This is a genomic window from Pseudomonas sp. PF05, assembly GCF_056521845.1.
In genome coordinates, this window is sequence record NZ_JBWLPW010000002.1 from 439,246 (window position 1) to 460,828 (window position 21,583).

The 21,583-nt window shown below is 62.0% G+C and carries 21 protein-coding genes; 15 read left to right on the plus strand and 6 right to left on the minus strand.

The window, feature by feature from the left end:
- Positions 1–49: 49 nt before the first annotated feature.
- From AC09SL_RS06995 to AC09SL_RS07045, 11 genes are all read left to right on the plus strand, one after another.
- Positions 50–1,729 (plus strand): cytochrome D1 domain-containing protein, encoded by a 1,680-nt coding sequence (locus AC09SL_RS06995; protein ID WP_058546348.1) that lies wholly within the window; start codon positions 50–52, stop codon positions 1,727–1,729.
- Between the two features lie 24 nt (positions 1,730–1,753).
- Positions 1,754–2,062 (plus strand): c-type cytochrome, encoded by a 309-nt coding sequence (locus tag AC09SL_RS07000; RefSeq protein ID WP_058546347.1) that lies wholly within the window; start codon positions 1,754–1,756, stop codon positions 2,060–2,062.
- Between the two features lie 232 nt (positions 2,063–2,294).
- Positions 2,295–2,624: a c-type cytochrome gene (locus AC09SL_RS07005; RefSeq protein WP_058546346.1), complete on the plus strand. Its 330-nt coding sequence runs from the start codon at positions 2,295–2,297 to the stop codon at positions 2,622–2,624.
- On the plus strand, positions 2,621–3,799 hold the full coding sequence (locus AC09SL_RS07010) for a cytochrome D1 domain-containing protein (protein ID WP_058546345.1): 1,179 nt from the start codon (positions 2,621–2,623) through the stop codon (positions 3,797–3,799). Before AC09SL_RS07005 ends, AC09SL_RS07010 begins: the two co-directional genes overlap by 4 nt.
- A gap of 2 nt (positions 3,800–3,801) precedes the next feature.
- The gene (locus tag AC09SL_RS07015) at positions 3,802–4,260 is read left to right on the plus strand and encodes an Lrp/AsnC family transcriptional regulator (RefSeq protein ID WP_058546344.1); all 459 of its coding nucleotides are present in this window, start codon (positions 3,802–3,804) and stop codon (positions 4,258–4,260) included.
- A complete protein-coding gene (gene ahbB / locus AC09SL_RS07020) occupies positions 4,257–4,769 on the plus strand; it encodes a siroheme decarboxylase subunit beta (protein WP_058546343.1) in 513 nt (170 codons plus the stop codon). The genes AC09SL_RS07015 and ahbB (AC09SL_RS07020) overlap by 4 nt, the downstream gene beginning before the upstream one ends.
- On the plus strand, positions 4,762–5,205 hold the full coding sequence (locus AC09SL_RS07025) for an Lrp/AsnC family transcriptional regulator (protein ID WP_058546342.1): 444 nt from the start codon (positions 4,762–4,764) through the stop codon (positions 5,203–5,205). The genes ahbB (AC09SL_RS07020) and AC09SL_RS07025 overlap by 8 nt, the downstream gene beginning before the upstream one ends.
- Positions 5,180–5,749, plus strand: coding sequence for a siroheme decarboxylase subunit beta (gene ahbB / locus AC09SL_RS07030; RefSeq protein WP_081264406.1), 570 nt, complete (start codon positions 5,180–5,182; stop codon positions 5,747–5,749). The genes AC09SL_RS07025 and ahbB (AC09SL_RS07030) overlap by 26 nt, the downstream gene beginning before the upstream one ends.
- Positions 5,750–5,822: 73 nt before the next feature.
- Positions 5,823–7,001 carry a heme d1 biosynthesis radical SAM protein NirJ gene (nirJ, locus tag AC09SL_RS07035; protein ID WP_058546341.1) on the plus strand — a complete coding sequence of 393 codons (1,179 nt, stop codon included), beginning with the start codon at positions 5,823–5,825 and terminating at the stop codon, positions 6,999–7,001.
- A gap of 40 nt (positions 7,002–7,041) precedes the next feature.
- Complete coding sequence (gene cobA, locus AC09SL_RS07040; protein ID WP_064106809.1) at positions 7,042–7,884, plus strand: uroporphyrinogen-III C-methyltransferase; 843 nt, start codon at positions 7,042–7,044, stop codon at positions 7,882–7,884.
- On the plus strand, positions 7,881–9,377 hold the full coding sequence (locus AC09SL_RS07045; RefSeq protein ID WP_058546340.1) for a nitrite reductase: 1,497 nt from the start codon (positions 7,881–7,883) through the stop codon (positions 9,375–9,377). Before cobA ends, AC09SL_RS07045 begins: the two co-directional genes overlap by 4 nt.
- A 93-nt stretch (positions 9,378–9,470) precedes the next feature.
- Here the strand turns inward: AC09SL_RS07045 and AC09SL_RS07050 are convergent, their stop codons facing one another.
- Positions 9,471–10,655, minus strand: coding sequence for a porin (locus tag AC09SL_RS07050; RefSeq protein WP_058546339.1), 1,185 nt, complete (start codon positions 10,653–10,655; stop codon positions 9,471–9,473).
- Positions 10,656–11,015: 360 nt separating this feature from the next.
- Positions 11,016–12,290 carry a glucarate dehydratase family protein gene (locus tag AC09SL_RS07055; RefSeq protein ID WP_058546338.1) on the minus strand — a complete coding sequence of 425 codons (1,275 nt, stop codon included), beginning with the start codon at positions 12,288–12,290 and terminating at the stop codon, positions 11,016–11,018.
- Positions 12,291–12,414: 124 nt separating this feature from the next.
- Here AC09SL_RS07055 and AC09SL_RS07060 point away from each other — a divergent pair, with 124 nt between their 5' ends.
- The gene (locus AC09SL_RS07060; RefSeq protein ID WP_058546337.1) at positions 12,415–13,311 is read left to right on the plus strand and encodes a LysR family transcriptional regulator; all 897 of its coding nucleotides are present in this window, start codon (positions 12,415–12,417) and stop codon (positions 13,309–13,311) included.
- 115 nt (positions 13,312–13,426) lie between these two features.
- Here AC09SL_RS07060 and AC09SL_RS07065 read toward each other — a convergent pair whose 3' ends face one another.
- The gene (locus AC09SL_RS07065) at positions 13,427–13,789 is read right to left on the minus strand and encodes a DUF6124 family protein (RefSeq protein ID WP_058546336.1); all 363 of its coding nucleotides are present in this window, start codon (positions 13,787–13,789) and stop codon (positions 13,427–13,429) included.
- Between the two features lie 916 nt (positions 13,790–14,705).
- Here AC09SL_RS07065 and AC09SL_RS07070 point away from each other — a divergent pair.
- Positions 14,706–15,140: a nuclear transport factor 2 family protein gene (locus tag AC09SL_RS07070; RefSeq protein ID WP_058546335.1), complete on the plus strand. Its 435-nt coding sequence runs from the start codon at positions 14,706–14,708 to the stop codon at positions 15,138–15,140.
- Positions 15,141–15,405: 265 nt separating this feature from the next.
- Here AC09SL_RS07070 and AC09SL_RS07075 read toward each other — a convergent pair whose 3' ends face one another.
- A complete protein-coding gene (locus AC09SL_RS07075) occupies positions 15,406–16,329 on the minus strand; it encodes a LysR family transcriptional regulator (protein ID WP_058546334.1) in 924 nt (307 codons plus the stop codon).
- A gap of 128 nt (positions 16,330–16,457) precedes the next feature.
- On the opposite strand from AC09SL_RS07075, the gene AC09SL_RS07080 reads away from it, so the two are divergent.
- Together AC09SL_RS07080 and AC09SL_RS07085 are read left to right on the plus strand one after the other, a co-directional pair.
- Entirely contained in the window at positions 16,458–16,664 is a 207-nt protein-coding gene (locus AC09SL_RS07080) for a tautomerase family protein (protein WP_003202537.1), read from the plus strand.
- A 230-nt stretch (positions 16,665–16,894) separates the two neighbouring features.
- Entirely contained in the window at positions 16,895–17,629 is a 735-nt protein-coding gene (locus tag AC09SL_RS07085) for an SDR family NAD(P)-dependent oxidoreductase (protein WP_058546333.1), read from the plus strand.
- A 67-nt stretch (positions 17,630–17,696) separates the two neighbouring features.
- Here AC09SL_RS07085 and AC09SL_RS07090 read toward each other — a convergent pair whose 3' ends face one another.
- Positions 17,697–19,826, minus strand: a complete 2,130-nt coding sequence (locus AC09SL_RS07090) for a TonB-dependent siderophore receptor (RefSeq protein WP_058546332.1) — start codon at positions 19,824–19,826, stop codon at positions 17,697–17,699.
- Positions 19,827–20,087: 261 nt separating this feature from the next.
- Entirely contained in the window at positions 20,088–21,479 is a 1,392-nt protein-coding gene (locus tag AC09SL_RS07095; RefSeq protein WP_058546331.1) for an aminotransferase-like domain-containing protein, read from the minus strand.
- Positions 21,480–21,583 lie beyond the last annotated feature (104 nt).

Here is a 21,583-nt window from a genome sequence, read left to right on the forward strand (position 1 = left end):
CCGAATGTCAATTACAGCGCAGCGCGGGTCATGCCTGAGGAGAAATGGAATGCTGATCAGCCACAAAAAATCGTGGGCCCTGCGGGTCACAGCGCTGTGTACAGCACTGGCCGCCCCCCACGCCTTCGCCGACCAAACCGCTACGCCGGAACCACCCCGCGTGGTCAAGACCGAAGGCGCGCCAGACCTGAGCCAGGCCGACTTCGACTCGGCCAAGGAGATCTACTTCCAGCGCTGCGCCGGTTGCCACGGTGTGCTACGCAAAGGCGCAACCGGCAAGCCGCTGACCCCCGACATCACCCAATCGCGCGGCCAGGCCTACCTGGAGGCGCTGATCACCTACGGCTCGGCCGCCGGCATGCCGAACTGGGGCACCTCCAATGCCCTGACCAAAGACCAGATCACGGTGATGGCCAAGTTCATCCAGCACACCCCACCGACGCCACCGGAATGGGGCATGGCCGAAACCCTCAAGACCTGGAAAGTACTGGTCAAGCCCGAGGACCGCCCGACCAAACAGCTCAACAACCTCAATCTGCAAAACCTGTTTTCAGTCACCCTGCGCGACGACGGCAAGATTGCCCTGGTCGATGGCGACAGCAAGAAAATCGTCAAGCTGATCGACACCGGGTATGCCGTGCACATCTCGCGCATTTCGGCGTCGGGTCGCTACCTGCTGGTGATCGGCCGGGACGCCAAGATCGACATGATCGACCTGTGGCCGAAAGAGCCGACCAAGGTCGCGCAAATCAAGGTGGGCATCGAAGCCCGCTCGGTGGAAACCTCCAAGTTCAAGGGCTACGAAGACAAGTACACCATCGCCGGTTCCTACTGGCCGCCGCAGTTCACCATCATGGACGGCGAGACCCTGGAACCCAAGCAGATCGTCTCGACCCGGGGCATGACCGTCGACACCCAGCAGTACCATCCTGAGCCACGGGTTGCGGCCATCATCGCCTCCCACGAATGGCCGGAGTTCATCGTCAACGTCAAGGAAACCGGCAAGGTGATGCTGGTCAACTACCAGGACATCAAGAACCTCACCATCACCAGCATCGACGCCGCGCCGTTCCTGCATGACGGCGGTTGGGACAGCAGCCATCGCTATTTCATGACGGCCGCCAACAACTCCAACAAGGTCGCAGTGATCGACTCCAAGGAACGCAAGCTCACCGCCCTGGTGGACGTCGGCAAGACCCCGCACCCGGGACGCGGCGCCAACTTCAACCATCCTCTCTACGGACCAGTCTGGGCCACCAGCCACTTGGGCGATGCCGGGGTTTCGCTGATCGGTACCGACCCGGTCAATCACCCGCAATACGCCTGGAAACAGGTCGACTCGCTCCAGGGCCAGGGTGGCGGCTCGCTGTTCATCAAGACTCACCCCGCGTCTCGTCACCTGTATGTCGACACCACCCTCAACCCCGACGCCAAGCTCAGCCAGTCAGTGGCGGTGTTCAACATCGACAAGCTCGACGCCGGCTACACCGTGCTGCCGATTGCCGAGTACGCCGGTATCAAGAAAGGCGCGTTGCGTGTGGTGCAACCGGAATACAACAAGGCCGGCGACGAGGTCTGGTTCTCGGTCTGGAGTGGCCAGGAAGATGAGTCGGCGCTGGTGGTGATCGACGACAAGACCCTCAAGGTCAAGAACGTGATCAAGGACAAACGCCTGATCACCCCCACTGGAAAATTCAACGTCTACAACACTCAACACGACATCTATTGAGCCCCATCAATAAGAGGAAAAACCATGAAGCCTATTCTGATTGCCTTGGCCTTGACTGCCGCCTCCAGCCTGCCGGCGTTGGCACAAGACGGCCCGACACTGTTCAAGAGCAAGCCCTGCGCGGCCTGCCACTCCATCGACACCAAGGTGGTTGGCCCGGCCCTCAAGGACGTCGCGGCGAAAAACGCCGGCGTCGCCGGAGCACAGGATTTACTCGCCAAGCACATCAAGGAAGGTACGCAAGGCAACTGGGGACCGATGCCGATGCCGGCCAACCCCGTGACGGAAGAAGAAGCCAAGATCCTGGCTGCGTGGGTCTTGACCCTTAAATAACCACCCAAGGGAGCTTGCTCCCGCAGGGCCCTGTAGGAGCTGGCGAAGCCTGCGATCTTTTGATCTTGATCTTGATCTTTCGCTTGATCTTTCGCTTGAGATTCAACTGTCAGGGACAAGATCGCAGCCTCGTTGCACTCGACAGCTCCTACACAGCTCCTACACAGCTCCTACACAGCGTCTACAGGCCCAGCCGCTACAAAGGCAGCACTCTTTCATTCAGGAGGACGTCATGGAACGACACCGCTTTAGCACCGCGATAGCCACCCTCCTCTTCGTTTTCTCTTCCTGCGTGCTGGCCGCTCCCGACAGCCAGCGCCAGGTGCAACTGCAACACCTGCTGGACCAGGATTGTGGCGCCTGCCACGGCCTGTACATGACCGGCGGCCTCGGCCCGCCCCTGACCCACGAAGCCCTGGCCGGAAAATCCCGCGACAGCCTCATCGCCACCGTCACCCTCGGACGGCCCGGCAGCGCCATGCCCGGTTGGGCACCGTTGCTTGCGCCCGCCGACATTCGCTGGCTGGTGGACCGGCTCCTTCAAGGAAAACCCGCCTCATGATCCGTTCTTTCCTGTCCTCCACGGCCATCGCCCTGCTGCTCTGCGGTTGCGCCCAGACACCATTGCGCGGCACCGGCGATCTGGGCGTGGTGGTGGAGCGCGCCACCGGCAGCCTGCAAATCATTGAAAGCGACACCCGCACCGCCCTGGGCCGCGTCGAAGGCCTGGGCGACTTGTCCCACGCCTCGGTGGTGTTCTCCCGCGACCAGCGCTACGCCTACGTGTTCGGCCGCGACGGGGGCCTGAGCAAAGTCGACCTGCTGAGGATGCGCATCGAGCGCCGGATCATCCAGGGCGGCAACAGCATCGGCGGTGCAATCAGCCAGGACGGCAAGCTGATCGCCGTCTCCAACTACGAGCCCGGCGGGGTCAAGGTGTTCGATGCCCAGACCCTGGAACAGGTCGCCGACATCCCGGCCACGCCGTTGCCCGGCGGCCAAAAGCGCTCACGGGTGGTCGGCTTGGTGGACGCGCCCGGACAACGCTTCGTGTTCAGCCTGTTCGACACCGGCGAGATCTGGACCGCCGACTTCAGCCTCGGCCTCACCCCGCGCATCGAGCGTTTCACCGCCATCGGCCAGCAACCCTATGACGCGCTGATCACCCCGGACGGGCGTTATTACATGGCCGGGCTGTTCGGCGAAGACGGCATGGCCCAACTTGACCTGTGGCACCCGGAGCACGGCGTGAAACGGGTGCTGGGGCATTACGGCCGCGGCCAGGAGCGGCTCCCGGTGTACAAGATGCCGCATCTGGAAGGCTGGGCCCTGGCCGACCAGCAAGCCTTCGTGCCTGCCGTCGGGCATCACCAGGTGTTGGTGATGAACGCCCAAAATTGGCAGCAGACCGACGCGATCGCCGTGGCCGGCCAACCGGTGTTCGTCACGGCACGTCCGGACGGTCGGCAGCTGTGGGTCAACTTTGCCTACCCGGACAACGACCGCGTCCAGGTCATCGACACCCAGACCCACGCCATCGTCGCCGACCTGCGGCCCGGCCCAGCGGTGCTGCACATGGAATTCACCGCACGGGGTGACCAGCTGTGGCTGTCCGCCCGGGACGGTGGCCAAGTGCAGGTCTGGGACCCGTATCGACTTGAACGCCTGGGCAGCCTGCCGGCCCTGAGCCCGAGCGGCATTTTCTTCAGCAGTCGCGCGCACAAACCAGGGTACTGACCATGACACACAGCTCACTGGCGCGACGCCTGATCGATCGATTCCAGCACGGCCTGCCGTTGTGCGCCGAGCCCTATCGGGCCATGGCCGAGACCCTGGGCTGCAGCGAAGCCCAGGTCATCGACTGCCTGCAGCACCTGCAAGTGGCCGGGACCTTGTCGCGGGTCGGCCCGGTGTTCGAACACACCCGGGCCGGGGCCAGCACCCTGGCCGCCCTGGCCGTGCCCGAAGACCGCTTGCACCAGGTGGCCGCGCGCATCAGCCAATACCCGGAAGTCAATCACAACTACGCCCGCGAACATCGCTACAACCTGTGGTTCGTGCTGACCGGCCCCAACCGCGCCCACCTGGAAAACATCCTCCAGGAACTGGAGAACGACACCGGTCTCACGCCACTGGACCTGCCCATGCTGACCGCCTACCGCATCGACCTGGGCTTTGCCCTGGAGGCCACCCCATGAAAAACGCCCTGAGCGAACAACAGTCACTGGCACTGCGCCGTCTGCTGGAAACCGGCCTGCCCCTGACTTCGCGTCCCTTCCAGGCCCTGGCCGAGCAGATCGAGGCCAGCGAACAACAGGTGCTCGAGCAGGTGCAGCATTGGCATGGACAGGGGCTGTTCCGCCGTGTCGGCCTGGTGGTCAACCATCGCGCCTTGGGGTTTGCCGCCAACGCCATGCTGGTGCTGGACGTGCCGGACGCCTTGGTCGATGAAGTCGGGCGCCGCCTCGGGCAAGCGCCGGGCATCAGCCTTTGCTACCAACGCCCCAGGCGCCTGCCCCAGTGGCAATACAACCTGTTCTGCATGATCCACGGTCGCCAGCGTGACCGTGTCGAGGCCCATGTCCAGGCGCTGCTTGAAGAGCATCTGCTGGACGACCTGCCCCACCAGTTGCTGTTCAGCACACACCTGTTCAAGCAATGCGGCGGACGTTACGCCGCACCGGTCGGAGCCCGTATCGATGGATGACCTGGACCGCCGCCTGATCAATCGCCTGCAACTGGGCCTGCCGCTGGTGCGTCATCCTTGGCAAGCCCTGGCCCAGGAGCTGGACAGCAGCAGTAGCGAATTGCTCGACCGCCTGCATGAGCTGCTCAACGACGGCGTACTCACCCGTTTCGGCCCGATGTTCGACATCGATCGCCTGGGCGGTGCATTCACCCTGGCGGCGCTGGCGGTGCCCGAGCCGCGCTTCGAGCCCATCGCCGAGTTGCTCGCGGACATGCCCGAGGTCGCCCACAACTACCGCCGCGAGCACACCTGGAACATGTGGTTCGTGCTCGCCTGCCCCAGCGAACAGGCGATCAACGACACCCTGCTGCGCATCGAACACCTGACCGGCCTGGTGCCGCTGAACCTGCCCAAAGAGGAGACCTACCATGTCGGCCTGTATTTCCCCGTCTGAGTCTTTGTGGCAAGCATCGCCACGGCTGGATGAAACACCCTTGGCACTGCGCCTGGTGGAACTGACCCAGGCCGGCCTGCCCTTGCTCGAAGACCCCTGGGCCTGGCTGGCCGAACAACTGGAACTGAGCGTGGAATCGACCCTCGACCTGCTCAAGCGCCTGCAGGCCGAAGGCGCGATCCGCCGCATCGCCGCCGTGCCCAATCATTATCGCCTGGGCTACCGCCACAACGGCATGACGGTGTGGGACGTGGCCGATGCCGACATCTCGCGTCTCGGCACCCTGCTGGGGGCGCAGCCCTTCGTCAGCCACTGCTACCGGCGTCCGCGCCGGCCCGGCTGGCGCTACAACCTGTTTGCCATGGTCCATGGCCGCAGCCGCGAAGAAATCGATAGCTACCGCGAACACCTGCGCTACCTGCTGGGGGACGCCTGCGCCGCCGACGACATGCTGGTGAGCAGCCGCATCCTGAAAAAAACCGGCCTGCGCCTGTCGCCCGTGGGAGCAACGCTTGCTGGCGAAACAGGGGCGTCGGTTTTATGAAGGACCGCATCGGCTTCATCGCGGGCAAGCCTTGCTCGCACCAAGCCTTGCTCCCACAAGGAAGGAGCGCTTTATGTTGAGGATCAGCCACTACCTGCGAGCCCTGGCCGGCCAATGCCCCGCCCCACGTGTCGCGCCACCGGGCAGCAGCCGCCCGCCGGTGGTGATCTGGAACTTGCTCAGGCGTTGCAACCTGACCTGCAAGCACTGCTATGCAACGTCGGCCGACAGCGTGTTTCGCGATGAACTGGACACCGCGGCGGCGCTTAAGGTCATCGATGACCTGCACGATGCCGGCGTGCGCGTGTTGATCCTGTCCGGCGGCGAACCGCTGTTGCGCGAAGACCTGTTCCAACTCAGCGCCTATGCCCGCGACAAAGGTTTTTTCCTCGCCCTCTCCACCAACGGCACGCTGATCGACGCTTCCAATATCGAACAGATTGCGGCGGCGAACTTCGATTACGTGGGCATCAGCATCGACGGCCTGGAAGCGACCCACGATGAGTTCCGGCAGCTCAAGGGCAGTTTCGCCAGTTCCATGGCGGCCATCCGGCTTTGCCGCGAGCAAGGCATCCGGGTCGGGTTGCGCACCACCCTCACCCAGCAAAACCATGCCCAGTTGCCGCGCTTGCTGGACTTGATGAATGAGTACGACGTACAGAAATTCTACCTGTCGCACCTCAACTACAGCGGCCGGGGCAAGCGCAGTCGCAAGCTCGATGCCCATCAGCAGATGAGCCGCGAGGCCATGACCTTGATCTTCGAACGGGCCTGGCGCGACATCGAACAGGGCCATGACAGTGACTTCGTCAGCGGCAACAACGACGCCGACGCGATCCTGTTGCTGCAATGGGTCGCCCGGCGCCTGCCCCAACACTACGGCGCACTGGAGCAGATGCTGCGGGCCTGGGGCGGCAACGCGTCGGGTAGCGGCATCGCCAACATCGACAATACCGGCGAGGTTCATCCCGATACTTACTGGTGGCAGCACTCGGTGGGCAATGTCCGCCAGATGCCATTCAAGACCCTCTGGCTCGATCGCCCCGATGCCCTGCTGCTGAAGCTGCGCGAACACCCAAGGGCCGTGGGCGGCCGCTGCGGGCAATGCCGCTGGCTGGCGATCTGCAACGGCAATACCCGCACCCGGGCCTGGGCCGACGGCGACCTGTGGGGCCAGGACCCCGGCTGCCACCTCAGCGACGAAGAAATCGGCGTGCACGCGATCCCCAGCGTTGCGATGCCCTGCGCCTGATCAACCGACGGCGAACCTGATACCGAACCAAGGAAGTCCCATGCCTGCCTCCATCGTTTTGCCCGCTGCCCTGCAATCTCCTTTCAGACCGGGTGAAGTCGCCCTGGTCGGCGCCGGCCCCGGTGACCCGGGCCTGCTGACATTGCGCGCCTGGAGCCTGTTGATGCAGGCCGACGCGGTGGTCTACGACCGCTTGATCAGCTCGCAATTGCTCGGCCTGATCCCGCTGACCTGCGCCCGGCACTACGTCGGCAAGGCCGCCGGTTGCCACAGCTTGCCCCAGCCACAGATCAACGAACTGCTGGTTGAGCTGGCCGACCAGGGACAACGGGTGGTGCGGCTCAAGGGTGGCGATCCGTTCATCTTCGGTCGCGGCGCCGAGGAGCTGGAGTATCTGCTGGCCCATGGTATCGATTGCCAAGTCGTGCCAGGCATCACCGCCGCGGCCGGTTGCAGCACCTATGCGGGCATTCCCCTGACCCATCGCGACCTGGTCAATTCCTGTCGGTTCATCACCGGTCATTTGCAACGCGAAGGCGACTTGAACCTGCCCTGGCAAAGCCTGGCGGACGACAGCCAGACCCTGGTGTTCTACATGGGCTTGTCGAACCTCGGCACCATCGCCGCACAGCTGATCGCAGCGGGCCTGGCGGCCGATACGCCGGCGGCGCTGATCAGCAACGGCACGCGCCCCGACCAACAGGTCCTGCGCGGCACGCTCGAGCAATTGCCGGACATGGCGCGGGCCTGCGCCGAAGGCCTGCCGACCTTGACGGTGATCGGCAAGGTGGTCGGTTTGTTTGCCCATCAGGTACTGGAGCATCCGGCCCGCCTGCACCCGGCCCTACCGCTCCGGCCAGGTGTCGCGAGGGTGGCCTCATGAGAATCGGCTGGCTTGCCCCATTGCTGTGGATCGGCGCCGTCCACGGCGCCACGGCGCCTGAACCGGACCTGGCGTTGGCCGAACAGAACTACCAGCAACACTGCCAGCAGTGCCACGGGGTGAATCGCATCGGCGGTGCCGGGCCGGCGCTGCTGCCCCAGAGCCTGAGTCGGATCAAGCCCAATGAAATCCGCCAGGTGATCGAAAACGGCCGCCCGGCCAGCCAGATGGCGGCGTTCGGTGCGGTGCTGGCGCCTGCGCAGATCGATGGCCTGACCCACTATCTCCAGCGTCCACCCGCTGTCGAACCGACCTGGAGCGAGGACGACACTCGCCGCAGCCATCGCCTGTTGGCGGATGTCGCCACCCTGCCCGATAAACCCCAGCACAACGCCGACCCGCTGAACCTGTTCGTGGTGGTGGAAGCTGGCGATCATCATATCGATATCGTCGACGGCGATCGCTTCGAGGTCCTGACGCGCTTCGCCTCACACTTTGCGCTGCATGGCGGACCGAAGTTTTCGCCGGACGGACGCTTCGTCTATTTCGCCTCCCGGGACGGCTGGATCAGCCTGTACGACCTGCACAACCTCACGCTCATCGCCGAGGTGCGGGCCGGGCTCAATACCCGCAACCTGGCGGTGAGCAAGGACGGGCGTTGGGTGCTGGTGGGCAACACCCTGCCGGGCAACCTGGTGGTGCTGGATGCCCGCGACCTGTCACTGGTCAAGACGATTGCAACGGTGGGGCTGGACGGCCAGGCGTCGCGGGTCAGTGCGGTCTATACCGCGCCGCCGCGCAACAGCTTCATCGTGGCCTTGAAAGATGTGAAGGAGGTCTGGGAGCTGTCCACCGGCCCGAATCCGGACTTTGTGCCCAGGCGTATCGAGGCCGAGGATTACCTCGATGATTTTTCCTTCTCGCCCGATTACCGACAATTGCTCGCTACCTCGCGCAAGGCCCAGGGCGGCCAGGTGATCGACCTCGACACCGGGCGGATCGTCACCGACATCGCCCTGCCGGGCATGCCGCACCTGGGCTCGGGGACCTATTGGAAACGCGACGGGCGCTGGGTGTTCGCCACGCCCAACATCAGCAAGGGGCTGATCTCGGTGATCGACTTCGACACCTGGAAAGTCATCAAGCAGATCCCCACGCTGGGGCCGGGTTTCTTCCTGCGCAGCCACGCCAACTCGCGCTACGCCTGGACCGACGTGTTCTTCGGCCCGGACAACGATGCCATCCACCTGATCGACAAACAGACCCTGGAAATCGCCCACACCCTGCGGCCGATGCCCGGCAAAACCGCCGCCCACGTCGAGTTCACTCGCGATGGCCGCTACCTGCTGCTGAGCATTTGGGATACCGATGGCGCGCTGATCGTCTACGACAGCAACACCCTCAAGGAAATCAAGCGCCTGCCCATGAACAAGCCTTCGGGCAAGTACAACGTCGGCAACAAGATCGAGTTCGCCGAGGGGACGTCACACTGAAAAAAAGGGGCTGATGCGCAGCCCCCAATAGCAAAGGCCTGTGGGAGCAAGGCTTGCTCCCACAGACGGCGTCGGACCCAAAGGTTCCAACTCTTACCAGGTGAGCACCGCCCCCACCGCAAAGGTATCGGTGTCTTCGTTCTGGGCGCTGGTATCGTGGCCGTTGATTTCGAATTGGTTGTACTCGGCCACGAGCTTGAGGTTGTCGTTGATGTCGTGGAACAGCGCGACGCCACGGGTTTCGTAATCGGCGCCACTGCCCACCACGCCGTTGCCGTCGTCATCGGTCTTGCCGTAGGACAACGCCAGGCGGTTCTTGCCCAGCTTGTAGGAGCCCTGCAACAGGTAGCCCTTGCTGTCGACATTGCGCAGGGTGGCTTCACCGGCATTGTTGGTGAAGAACGGGTTGATACCCTTGGCCTGGAACCCCGAGCCGGTCAGCGACAACCCGCCCATTTTCGCCTGTACACCGTACCCCAGGCCTTTGGAAGTGACCGATTCGACGCTGGCGTCGGTGTTGTCCGAAGTCTGGTAGCTGCCGTTGAGCCAGCTGTAGATCTTCGCCCCGCCCAGGTCGAACTGGTAGGTGATCTCGCTCTCGGTGCGCGGGTTTTCCTGATAGGCCTTGCCCGTGGCGCTGTTGTCGTTGGTGTCCACCGGGTCCATGATCCCCACCGCCACGCGCAAGCCCTCCATCACCGGGGTGCGGTAGGTGATCTGCGAGGTCGGGAACGGATACGGATAACCGCTGCCGATGTTGCCGAACGAGACGCCACCGCCATCCACCAAGCCCAGGGTGTCACTGACCTGGCCGTAACCGGCGAGCAGTTCGTCCAGCAGGATGTTGGAGCGGGCGAACAGGCCGAAGTCCTTGCCGATCAGCACCTCACCCCACTCCGGGTTCGCCACGGTGCCGTAGAACTGGCGCACGTCGATGGCGGTGTCGGTGCCATTGGTTTCACTGTCGTTGATGGTCACCCAGAACGAGGCCCGGGCGCCGAGCTTGAGGTCATCGACCTGCTTGCCCATGTTGAAACCCAGGTAGTTGGGCAAGAAGCCCATCTTGACCCGCGCCTGCCGACGGTCGTACTGCTCACCCGCGCGGTCCACGTCGCTGTTGACGTAAAAGGCGTTGATGTAGCCGTCGGTGGAAAAGGTGGTCTGGTCCTTGTCGTACAGCATGATTTCGGCGTTGGCTCCAGGCATCAGGCCCAGGCTCGAAACACCTACGATGACCGCAGGCAAAAAACGTTGGCGGGTATTTTTATTGTTGTGCATGGCGCGCTCCGCAACAGGGGACGGGATGTCGGAGGCGATTATCGAAAGGCGCCCGGGCGCGTCATACGCTGCCTTGGAGGCAATTGGCGGATGCTTTGGCAGCGCCGGCCCGGCGCGGCAGTTTGGGTGTAAGACTGCGATTGCGACGGGCGCGGTACTTTGGGTGTGGGCCGCAGGGCGGCCTGGGAGGATGTGGGGTTGAGCTTGAATACATTGACCTGTGGCGAGGGGATTTATCCCCGCTGGGCTGCGAAGCAGCCCCTTGGATCTTTCTGGGCGTACCGAGATATCAGGTTTCGGGGCCGCTTCGCGCCCCAGCGGGGATAAATCCCCTCGCCACAACTGCCCCTCGCCTTCGGCTCAGAACCTCGGCTTGACGGTCTTCCAGTCCGGCCGGTAGCGGCGCATCTGGCGCACATCGTCGCGCTGGCGGATGCCGCAACTGAGGAACTGCTCATGCAGCTTGCCCAGTTGATCCCGGTCCAGTTCCAAGCCCAGGCCCGGGGCCCGGGTGATCTTCACGCAACCGTCGACAATCGGCAGCTTGCCGCCCTTGATCACTTCTTCATCCGGCTCCTGCCACGGGTAATGGGTGTCACAGGCGTAGTCCAGGTTCGGCACCGAGGCCGCCACGTGGGCCATGGCCATGAGGCTGATGCCCAGGTGCGAGTTCGAATGCATCGACACGCCCAGGCCGAAGGTGCTGCACATTTTCGCCAAGGCCTGGGTGTCGCGCAGGCCGCCCCAGTAATGGTGGTCGGCCAACACGATCTGCACGCTGTCCAGCGCCACGCTACGACGGAACTCATCGAAGTCGGTGACCACCATATTGGTCGCCAGCGGCAACCCTGTGCGTTTGTGCAGCTCGGCCATGCCTTCCAGTCCTGGCGTCGGGTCTTCGTAATACTGCAGGTCATCCCCCAGCAGCTCGGCCATGCGAATAGAGGTTTCCAGGGACCAGTTGCCATTGGGATCGATGCGCAACGGGTAGCCGGGAAACGCCCGTTTCAGCGCCTTGATGCAGGCAACTTCATGCTCTGGATCGAGGGCGCCGGCCTTGAGCTTGATGCTCTTGAAGCCGTAGTCCTGGATCATCCGCCGGGCCTGGGCAACGATCTGCTGTTCGTCGAGCGCCTCGCCCCAACTGTCGGGCGGATACGGCGAATCGATGTGCTCGGCGTACTTGAAAAACAGATACGCGCTGAACGGAATCTCGTCGCGAATCGCGCCGCCCAGCAAGTCCACCAGCGGTACGTTCAGGTAGTGGGCCTGCAAATCCAGGCAAGCCACTTCGAACGCCGAATAGGCATTGCTCACCGCCTTGCTCGCGTGGGAACCCGGCGCCAGTTCGGCACCGGCAACACTGGCCGGTTTCTGCGCGGCGACGGTCGCCTGGACGATGGCCCGCAACTGGTTGAGGTTGAACGGATCCAGGCCGATCAACTGGCTCTGCAACTGCTGCTGGATCGCCAGGGCTGGCGCATCGCCGTAGCTCTCCCCCAGGCCGATGTAGCCGTTATCGCTCTCGATCTCGATGATCGAGCGCAGCGCGAACGGCTCATGGATGCCACTGGCGTTGAGCAAGGGTGGATCGCGAAAAGCGATGGGGGTGACGGTAACGCGTTTGATCTTCATACAGCGGCTCCTGATAGGCCAGGGGTCAGGCTTGGTTTTTTTCCAGCGGGTCGACGATGATGGACGCGGCGGATTGTTCCCGTCTAATCTAACTTGGCACTTGATTGATACCTGGATTGAATCAATGTTTGAACTGGCCCAGCTACGCTGCTTCACCACCGTGGCGACCGAACTCAACTTCCGTCGCGCCGCCGAACGCCTGAACATGACCCAACCTCCGCTGAGCCGGCAGATCCAATTGCTGGAGCACCACCTGGGCGTCGAGCTGTTCACCCGCAGCACCCGCAGCGTGGCACTCACCGCCGCCGGCCGGGCGTTTTTCATTGAGGCGCAGAACCTGTTGGAACAGGCGCAACAAGCTGCCGTGGCGGCCCGGCGTTTCGCCCAGGGCGACATCGGCTCGGTCACCATCAGCTTCGTCGGCAGCGCGGTGTACGAGTTTCTGCCCAAGGTGATTGCCGAGGCCCGGCTGAAACAGCCCCAGGTCAAAATCGTCCTGGCGGAGATGAACACTTACCAGCAGCACGAAGCCCTGCGCGCTCGGCGCATCGACTTGGGCATCGTCCGCTCGCCGCTGCTGGAAACCGGCTATGCCACCGAATGCCTGGTGCGCGAACCCTTCGTGCTGGCGGTGCCCGCCGGACATCCCCTGGCCAGTGCCGAATCCGTCAGCGTCCAGGACCTGGACGGCCAACCGTTCCTCATGTACTCCCACGCCGCCTACCCGCCCTTCAATGAACTGCTCACCGGCATGCTGCGTTCGGCCCGGGTCGCACCGCATTTCGTGCAATGGCTGGGGTCGTCGCTGACGATCCTGGCCCTGGTCAACGCCGGCATGGGCCTGGCGCTGGTACCGCGTTGCGCCACCAGCGTGGTGTTCAAGCAGGTGGTGTTTCGCGAGATCGACCTGGGCGAAGGGGTGCAAAGCGAATTGCACCTGGTGTGGCGCGAGGACAACGACAACCCGGCGTTCACCCTGTTGCTGGAGGGGATTCGGGGGGCGGTTCGGGAGGGCTTGTGAAGGCGGAGCAACAGGGCCCATGCGGTTGGGCCTGACGGGGGCCAACGTTCCACCGAGCTTCGTGGACTTAGGTTGTGAGGGCGCTTGCCGCGCCCCCCACAACACTCCCTGGCGACTACCCAGGCTTGTGGTTATCCAGTACTCGATTGACCGCTAACTCACCCAACATGATGACCCGTTGCAGCACCAGCATCGTTTGGCGTCTTGGGCCGTCCGTCAATTCGGTGAGGTCGCTGACCATCACGCTGGCGGATGCCAAGGACTCGCACGCCTCAACGAGTAACGTTTCGTCATCCACCGCTGCGTCGATGGTGAAGATCGTGCTGGGCTTGCGGGGCGGTATCTGCGTTTTCGTCGCCCCGGGGTTCAGGTAATGCTTGAGCGCGCGGTCTGCCGCCTCTTTCAACTTTTCGGGGTCGAGAGAGTCGCCGTAGAGTACCGAATCGATATCCGGGGGGTTGGGAGTTACTTTGAACATAAGTGACAATTCCTACATTGGAGCTGCAACCGTTCTCGACTAAAAGAAGGGTGGCGGCTGTACGCAGGTTAGTCGACCGGTAGGAATTGGTAAAACCCGGCGCGCCCGAGGACGCCCTGCGCACAACCACCATTTAGTGCAGGTATATAAATGACCTGACTGAACGGTGCTCAAGCACCTTACCAAACCTGATGGGCGACTAAACCCGACCACTGATGGGCAGTGGCAGGTAAACGATAGAGGCCAGGGGCAAAGCGCACAAGCCGGCGGATTCTGACGCATGCGTAAGTAAGGACGCAAGGTCTCGTAGCCTTTCAGGCGCAATGTGGAATGTATTTAAACGTGTCGCGCTGGATATGTTTACGGAAATTAAACAGGGCGACTTTTCTTCGTTATTTCTTGGGGCTGTATTGATGTAAATACAGGGTCTTACGGGACGCTTTGGCTCATCGATATTAAACAAAGTCATGCCATAGATAATACGTTGACGGATGCTTTGGGGAATTTTCCTACAGTTAACCGGCTACAACTTGTTGCGTTATCAAATGGCACCTTGCCCGATATTTACCTGCGGTTCCTCATAGACCGATCGATATGTATTTTCAGCCTTAAAAATCACAGGTTGCAATTTGTTCCATGAGAGCTTGCTCCCGCTGGGCTGTAGGAGCTGACGAGTGCAACGAGGCTGCGATCTTTCCTCTGTACATTGAGTCCAAAGCGAAAGATCAAGATCAAAAGATCGCAGCCTTCGGCAGCTCCTACACAAGCCCAGCGGGAGCAAGCTCCCTCGCCACATTGTCAGCGCTCTTGAGCCATGCACCCGGCTGGTTTGCCAACATCCCACTCCTAGTTGTACGATGACCGACGAGCACCCATCGCTCGCGCTCCAGATACCTACAAAAATAAGGAAATCCCCATGAAAAAAGCGACATTGGTCATCGGCTTCTTGTGCCTGTTCAGCGGCTACGCAGCGGCAGCCACTTCATCGGCCGAGCAGGAAGTGGCCCAGGCCGTCGACCACCTGACCCAAGCCATGCTGCACAAAGACATCCCACAACTCCAGGCACTGGCCGCCGAGAACCTGACCTACGGGCACTCCAGCGGCAAGATCCAGGACAAGAAAGCCTTCATCGCCGACATCGAAACGGGCAAGAGCGCGTTCAAGACCCTGGAAATGAAGAACCAGAAAATCACCCTATCCGGTGATGTGGCGCTGGTGCGCCACCATTTCTCGGCACAGGCGCTCAAGGGCACTGAGGTGGTACCGACGGAGATCGAGAATTTCCAGGTCTGGCAGAAACAGAAGAATGGTAAGTGGCTGCTGATCGGTCGTCAGGCGTTTCGGTTCTGATGGAGAAATTTTCCGCGCAACGCGTCCTGGCAACTTGAAGCCGCTGTGATTCATTGTGGCGAGGGGATTTAGCGAAACGTCGCACCGCCCCGCTGGGCTGGATCCTGTAGGAGCTGCCGAAGGCTGCGATCTTTTGATTTTTCGCCTGGGACTCAAGCGTCTGGAGAAAAAAGATCGCAGCCTCGTTGCACTCGTCAGCTCCTACAGTGCTCAGCGGGGCGATGCGACGTTTCGCTAGATCCCCTCGCCACAGGTCACAGTGACTTCAATCCGTCGCCCATTGCTGGCGGTACTGCAACAGGAAGTCCACGAAGGCGCGCACCCGTTGCGGCACGTAGCGGCCATGGGGGTACAGCAAGGTGAACGGCCGCGACCGCCCCGCATAAGGCTGGAGTACTTCCACCAAGCTGCCGTTGGCCAGTTCCTGCTCGACGATGAACCTGTAGGTCTGAAACAGCCCAGCGCCATGCCTGGCCAGCGTCACGCCACCAAGCACATCGTCCGAACAGCAATAGCCTCCTTCGCCGAACACCTCCTTTTCCTTGCCATCGACCTTGAACAACCAGGAAATCCGTCGCCCGCTGCTGGGCAATTCGAACTGGATGCACTCGTGGTCGTCCAGGTCCTCGACGGTTTGCGGCGTGCCGGCCTTGCGCAGATAGTCCGGGGACGCGACCACCACCAGTTTTGCGTCTTCCAGCAGCCGGGCGATCATCGAAGAGTCTGGCTGGGCCCGCACCCGGATGGCGAGGTCATAACCTTCGGCCACGAAATCGATGTTTCGATTACTCAGGTGCAGGTCCACAGTCACTTGCGGGTATAGGGCCCGAAAGGTCGGCAGCAAGGGCAGGATGCGGTGATGGCCGTAGGTGGTGGGCAGGCTGATACGCAGCTGCCCGGACGGCACCGATTGCGCGCCCATCATTTCCTGTTGCGCCTCGACCAGTTGCGTCAACGCCTGGCGGCATTGCTCGAAATAGGTCTTGCCGGCTTCGGTCAGGCGAATGCTGCGAGTGGTGCGCACGAAAAGCCGTGAGCCCAGGCGCTCTTCAAGGCGAAAGATCGAGCGGCTCACCGCCGCCGGGGTTACCCCCGCCAACTGCGCCGCCGCCGTGAAGCTGCCCGCCTCCGCCGCCAGGCAGAACAGTTCTATGCTGCCCAATTGCAGGTCTTCGAAATGACGCTTCATGATTCATTACACCGCGTATCAACTGAAGTTTCAAAAAGCCTGTTTATCAGTCTGCGGCGTATAAATACAGTGACCTTCCAACACGCGGGCGTTGTCCTGCGTCCATTTCCCATCAGCTGGAGTGCACCATGCCTTTCGTCAATGTGCGAATTACCCGAGACGGCGTCACCCGTGAACAGAAAGCCCAGGTGATTTCTGAAATCACCGAAACCCTCCAGCGTGTGCTGGGCAAGGATCCGCACTTGACCCATATCGTGATCGAGGAAGTCGACACGGATAATTGGGGATACGCGGGGATGACGACGACGCAGTATCGAAGCCTTCCCAAGGAATAACGCTCTGCCCCTCCCGAGCCCGGTCCGATTGACCGGGCTTTTTTCTGCGCGCCAACCGGACAGCCTGACAAGCCCGCACAGGGATTTATAGGCATTTCAGATTGATTACATGATGTATCAACTCAAGTACCAGAACCCTTGTTTATCAAAACCTGGCGCATCAATACCCTGAGCTCAACCACCGCCAACACAGGCGTACCGGTTCAACTCAATGTGATCAGGAGTCAATCATGAGTCTCAACAAAACCGTCATCATCACCGGCGCGTCCAGCGGGATCGGCCTGGGTTTGGTCAAGGCGTTCCTGGCCCGGGGGTATAACGTGGTGGGCAATGCTCGCTCCCCGTCTGGCCTGGAGGCTGCCGCCGCCGACCTCGGCCACCCGGCCGGTTTCCTCGGCGTGGCCGGCGACATCGCGGACCCGGCCACTTCAACCACCCTCATCACCCAAGCCGTCGAGGTGTTTGGCGCCGTTGACGGGCTGGTGAACAACGCCGGGTTCTTCCTGCCAAAACCCTTCGTCGAATACAGCCCCCAAGACCTGGACGCGCTGCTGGACACCAACCTCAAGGGCCTGGTCTACGCCAGCCAGGCCGCTGCCGCGCACATGATCGGGCGCCAGCAAGGCTTCATCATCAACATTTCGGCCGCCGTGGCCTTGCAACCGAACATCCAGGTGCCAGCAGCGCTGCCGGTGTTGATCAAGGGCGGGGTCAACCAGATGACCCGCGCCCTGGCCCTGGAACTGTCGCCCCACAACATCAAGGTCAACGCGGTCGCCCCCGGCATCATCGACACGCCCATGCACGACCCGGCGCACCGCGAATTCCTCGACAACCTGGCCCCGGCCGGTCGCGTGGGCACCATCGAGGAAATTGCCGAGGCGGTGTTGTACCTGGCGGGCGCTGATTTCACGACGGGCGCGATACTGCCGGTGGACGGCGGGATGAGCACAGGCAAGTGGTAAAGAGGCAAGTGGTAAAAAACAAAAACCCCGAAGGCCGGACCTTCGGGGTTTTCATGAAACACGGAACTCAGAGCGTGTAGGAAATACCAGCCTGCACAGTCCGCGGTGCACCTGGGTAGGCGTAGACGCCACCGAACGCGCCCTCTTCGTAATCGGCGTCGAACAGGTTCTTCAGGTCCAGGTTGAGGCGAATCCGCTCGTTGACCTTGTAGTAGCCGAGCAGGTCGACGACGGTGTAGCTGTCCATGGTAAAGGTGCTGGCTGCCGTATTACCGGCCCGCTCATCGACGTACTTGGCGCCCAGGCCCAGGCCGAGCCCCTTGAGGCCACCGTCCTGGAATTCGTAGACGTTCAACAGGCTGAAGGCATTCCTGGGCACGTTGAGCAAGCGGGTGCCGGACGGGATGCTATTGTCCTTGATCACTTCGGCATCCACATAGGCGTAGCCACCGATCATGCGCCACTGCGGCGTCAAATTACCCGCCACATTCAAGTCGAAACCACGACTGCGCACTTCGCCGGCGGCCACTTTGAAGTCCTGGTCCACTGGATCGGGGGTCAGTACGTTACGCTTTTCGATCTGATACACCGCAGCGTCGACACTCAACTGGCGATCCAGTGCTTCCCACTTGACGCCCATTTCGAAGGACTTGCCTTCTTCCGGCTTGAACCCTCCCCCTGCGCTGCTGCGGCCGGTGTTAGGTTTGAACGAACGAGCGGTATTGGCATACACCGCCACGGTGTCGGTCAGGTCGTAGATCATTCCCAGCCGCGGGGTCACGGCACTGTCGCTCACGTTCCAGTTTCCCGTGTCGGTCACGAACGTCTTGTACTTATGCTCGAACCGCTCAAAACGTGCCCCGGCCAACAATTTCAAACGCTCAGTCAGCGCCACCTGATCCTGGACGAACACACCAAACGTCTTGAGGTTTTCCTGGTCATCGGTGGGCGTGCGCGTCAACGCCGGGCGTGGCTGGCCATACACCGGGTCGAAGATATCGATCGGGTAGGCACCAGCACCTGCGGCGGAACGTTGGATGATGGACTGGTAGTCGTAGTCTTCATACTCGATGCCCGTCAGCAGCGTGTGCTCGAACCCGCCGGTGGAGAAATGCCCGGTGAGGTTGAGCTGGGTGTCGCGATCGGTCCATTCCAGCTTGCGGTAGTTGAAGTTACGACCCAGGCTGCGCCCATCGGCAGCGATGCCGTTGCCTTCCACGGCATTGCCCTGCAGGGTGCCGTCGAGCCATTGGGTACCGCCGGCCAGGGTCCAGTCGTCGTTGAGCATGTGCTCGAAACGCACCTGCAGCATGTTGTTGTCGTTGTGCAGCTTGCCGGCGTCTTTCTCGCCGAAGAACGTATCGCGCGACGCGGTGCCGCGCTGGCCGGCGTAATGGGTCAAGCCGCGGTCCAGAGGAGCGTTGTTGCGCATGAAGTCGCCTTCGAAGGTCAGGCGCGTGGTGTCGTTGACCTGCCAGGTCACCACGGGCGCGATGCCGTAACGCTCGGTCTCGACGTGGTCGCGGAACGTGTCGCCACCCTCGCCGATCACGTTCAAGCGATAAGCCAAGCGCCCTTCTTCATCCAACGGACCAGACGCGTCCAGCGTACCGCGACGCATCCCCTGGTCACTGACCTGGCTGCCCAGGGTCACCGTGCGCTCGGCCAACGGCTGCTTGGACACCACGTTGAAGGTACCGCCCGGGTCGCCACGGCCATAGAGCATGGTGGCCGGACCGCGCAGGACTTCCAGTCGCTCGATGGTGTTGGCGTCCGGCATGTTCGGGTAGCCACGGTTGATCGGGAAACCGTTGCGGTAGAACTCCCCGGTGGTGAAACCGCGTACGGTGAAGGTGGTCAGGCCCTGGCCGCCGAAATTGTTGCCCCGGCCGACCCCGCCGGCATAATCGAGGGCGTCTTGCAGGCGCGTGGCACCCAGGTCTTCGACAACGTCGCGGGACACCACGGAAATGGATTGCGGGGTTTCATGGATCGCCGTGTCGGTGCGGGTCGCACTGGCCGAACGGGTGGCGTGATAGCCCTTCACCGGGCCCTGGGCTGATTCATAGTCTGCAGTGCCGACAATGTCCGTGGCTTGCAGCTCAAGGGTCGACGGGGTGGCAGGGATTGACTCTTCTGCCCAGGTGGAAACGGAATAAGCCTGGAGCACACACAGTGAAACGAGAATCCGACGCATCGATGCACAATCCTAATGGAAAAAAGCCACCACATCTGGAGGCTGACAAGAATGTGTCGCGAAAGATACAACAACTCATTCCCGTTTGATATTTATTCCCATTAACACTGTTATTTTTTTTGTGCCCGTTTAGTCCGCTATCGCGAGCAAGCTTTGCTCCCACAGAGATCTTCAGTGGGTACAAGTCTTGTGACTGGCCCCGGCCCTCCCCTGTGGGAGCAAAGCTTGCTCGCGATGGCGCCAGAACAATCCCCCCATACCCTATTGGCCTACCGCAATCGACTCCTGCTCCACCCGCTGGAAGAACACCTGCGCACGATGATCCTGGGTATAAGCCACGTTCAACCGCAACCAGTCGCACGCCTCGCCCTGGGGCAGGAACGTCGAGCCTTGGGACAGTTGGATTTGCAGTTCCCGGGCGATCTGCTGAACCCGTTGTGCCGCCAGGCGTCGAGGCCTGGCCCAGACGAACAGGCCTCCCATCGGCTCGGCAAATACCTCCCAGTGGGCCGGGTCCAACTGGCGTAGCGTGCTCGCCATCTGCTTGTTCAGGCGCTGGCGCAAGCGCTGGATCAACTTGCGATAAGCACCGTTGGCCAGCAACGTCGCCACCACGTTTTCCGCCAGCAGCGAACACCCGATGCCGGTAATCATCTTGACTTCGGCCAGGCGCTGGATGATTTCGGGGTGAGCGACCACGTAGCCGATGCGCAGCGAACTGGACAGCGTCTTGGAAAAACTCGCCAGGTAGATCACCCGGTCCAGGGCATCCAGGGAGGCCAGGCGTGACGTCGGGCCATTCTGGAAGTCGGCGTAGATGTCATCCTCGATGAGGCGAAAGTCATGGGCCGTTGCCAGCTGCAGCAGACGATAGGCCACGCTCGGCGCCAGGCTGGTCCCGGTGGGGTTCTGGTACATGCTGTTGATGAAGAAATACGAGGGTTTATGCTCGCCGAGAAGCTGTTCCAGGCGGGCGATGTCCGGGCCTTGCGCGGTTCTTGGCACCGCCAGGGTCTGGACCCCATGCAGTTTCAGCAGGTTGAACAGGTTGTAGTAGCCGGGGCTTTCCACCAGCACCAGGTCACCGGGCTTGAGCAGGGTTCGCACCAGCAGGTCGAGGCCCTGGCTGGCGCCTTGGGTGGTGATGATTTGCGCCGGGTCGACATGAATATCGATCAGGCCCAGGCGCTTTTGAAGGTGCAGGCGCAGATGAGGCGAGCCCAACGGGGTGCTGTAGTTGAACAACGCGTGGTTGTCGCTGCGCACCACTTGGCGGATCGCCTGGCCCAGGTCGGTGTCGTCGCGCCAGGCGTCGGGCAGCCAGCCGCAACCGAGCTTGAGCTGCGTCGATTCATTGTCGAACAACCGCCACCGCGCGTTATCCGTTTCGGGTTCCGGCTCCATGGGTCGGCCCCCCTGCTGCGCGACAAAAAAACCGGCGCCATGCCGGGATTCCAGCACCCCACTGGCGACCAATTGGTCATAGGCCTTGATCACGCTCGACAGGCTCAGGCCGTTTTCCCGGGCCAGTTGGCGAATGGATGGCATGCGCGCGCCGGGGCGGATGCCATGGGCGTTGATCCAGCCCATGAGGTGCGTCACGAGCTGCCGGATCACGGGTTCGGCAACGTTGCGATCGATCTTCAGGTCCACGGCTGGCACTCTTGGCTAAGTGTTCTCTAATTTTTAGCGAACAGTTAAGCACAAATGGCCTGGGTCTGTTCCTTGTTTGCGTTGTGCCCGCACGTGATAGTCCC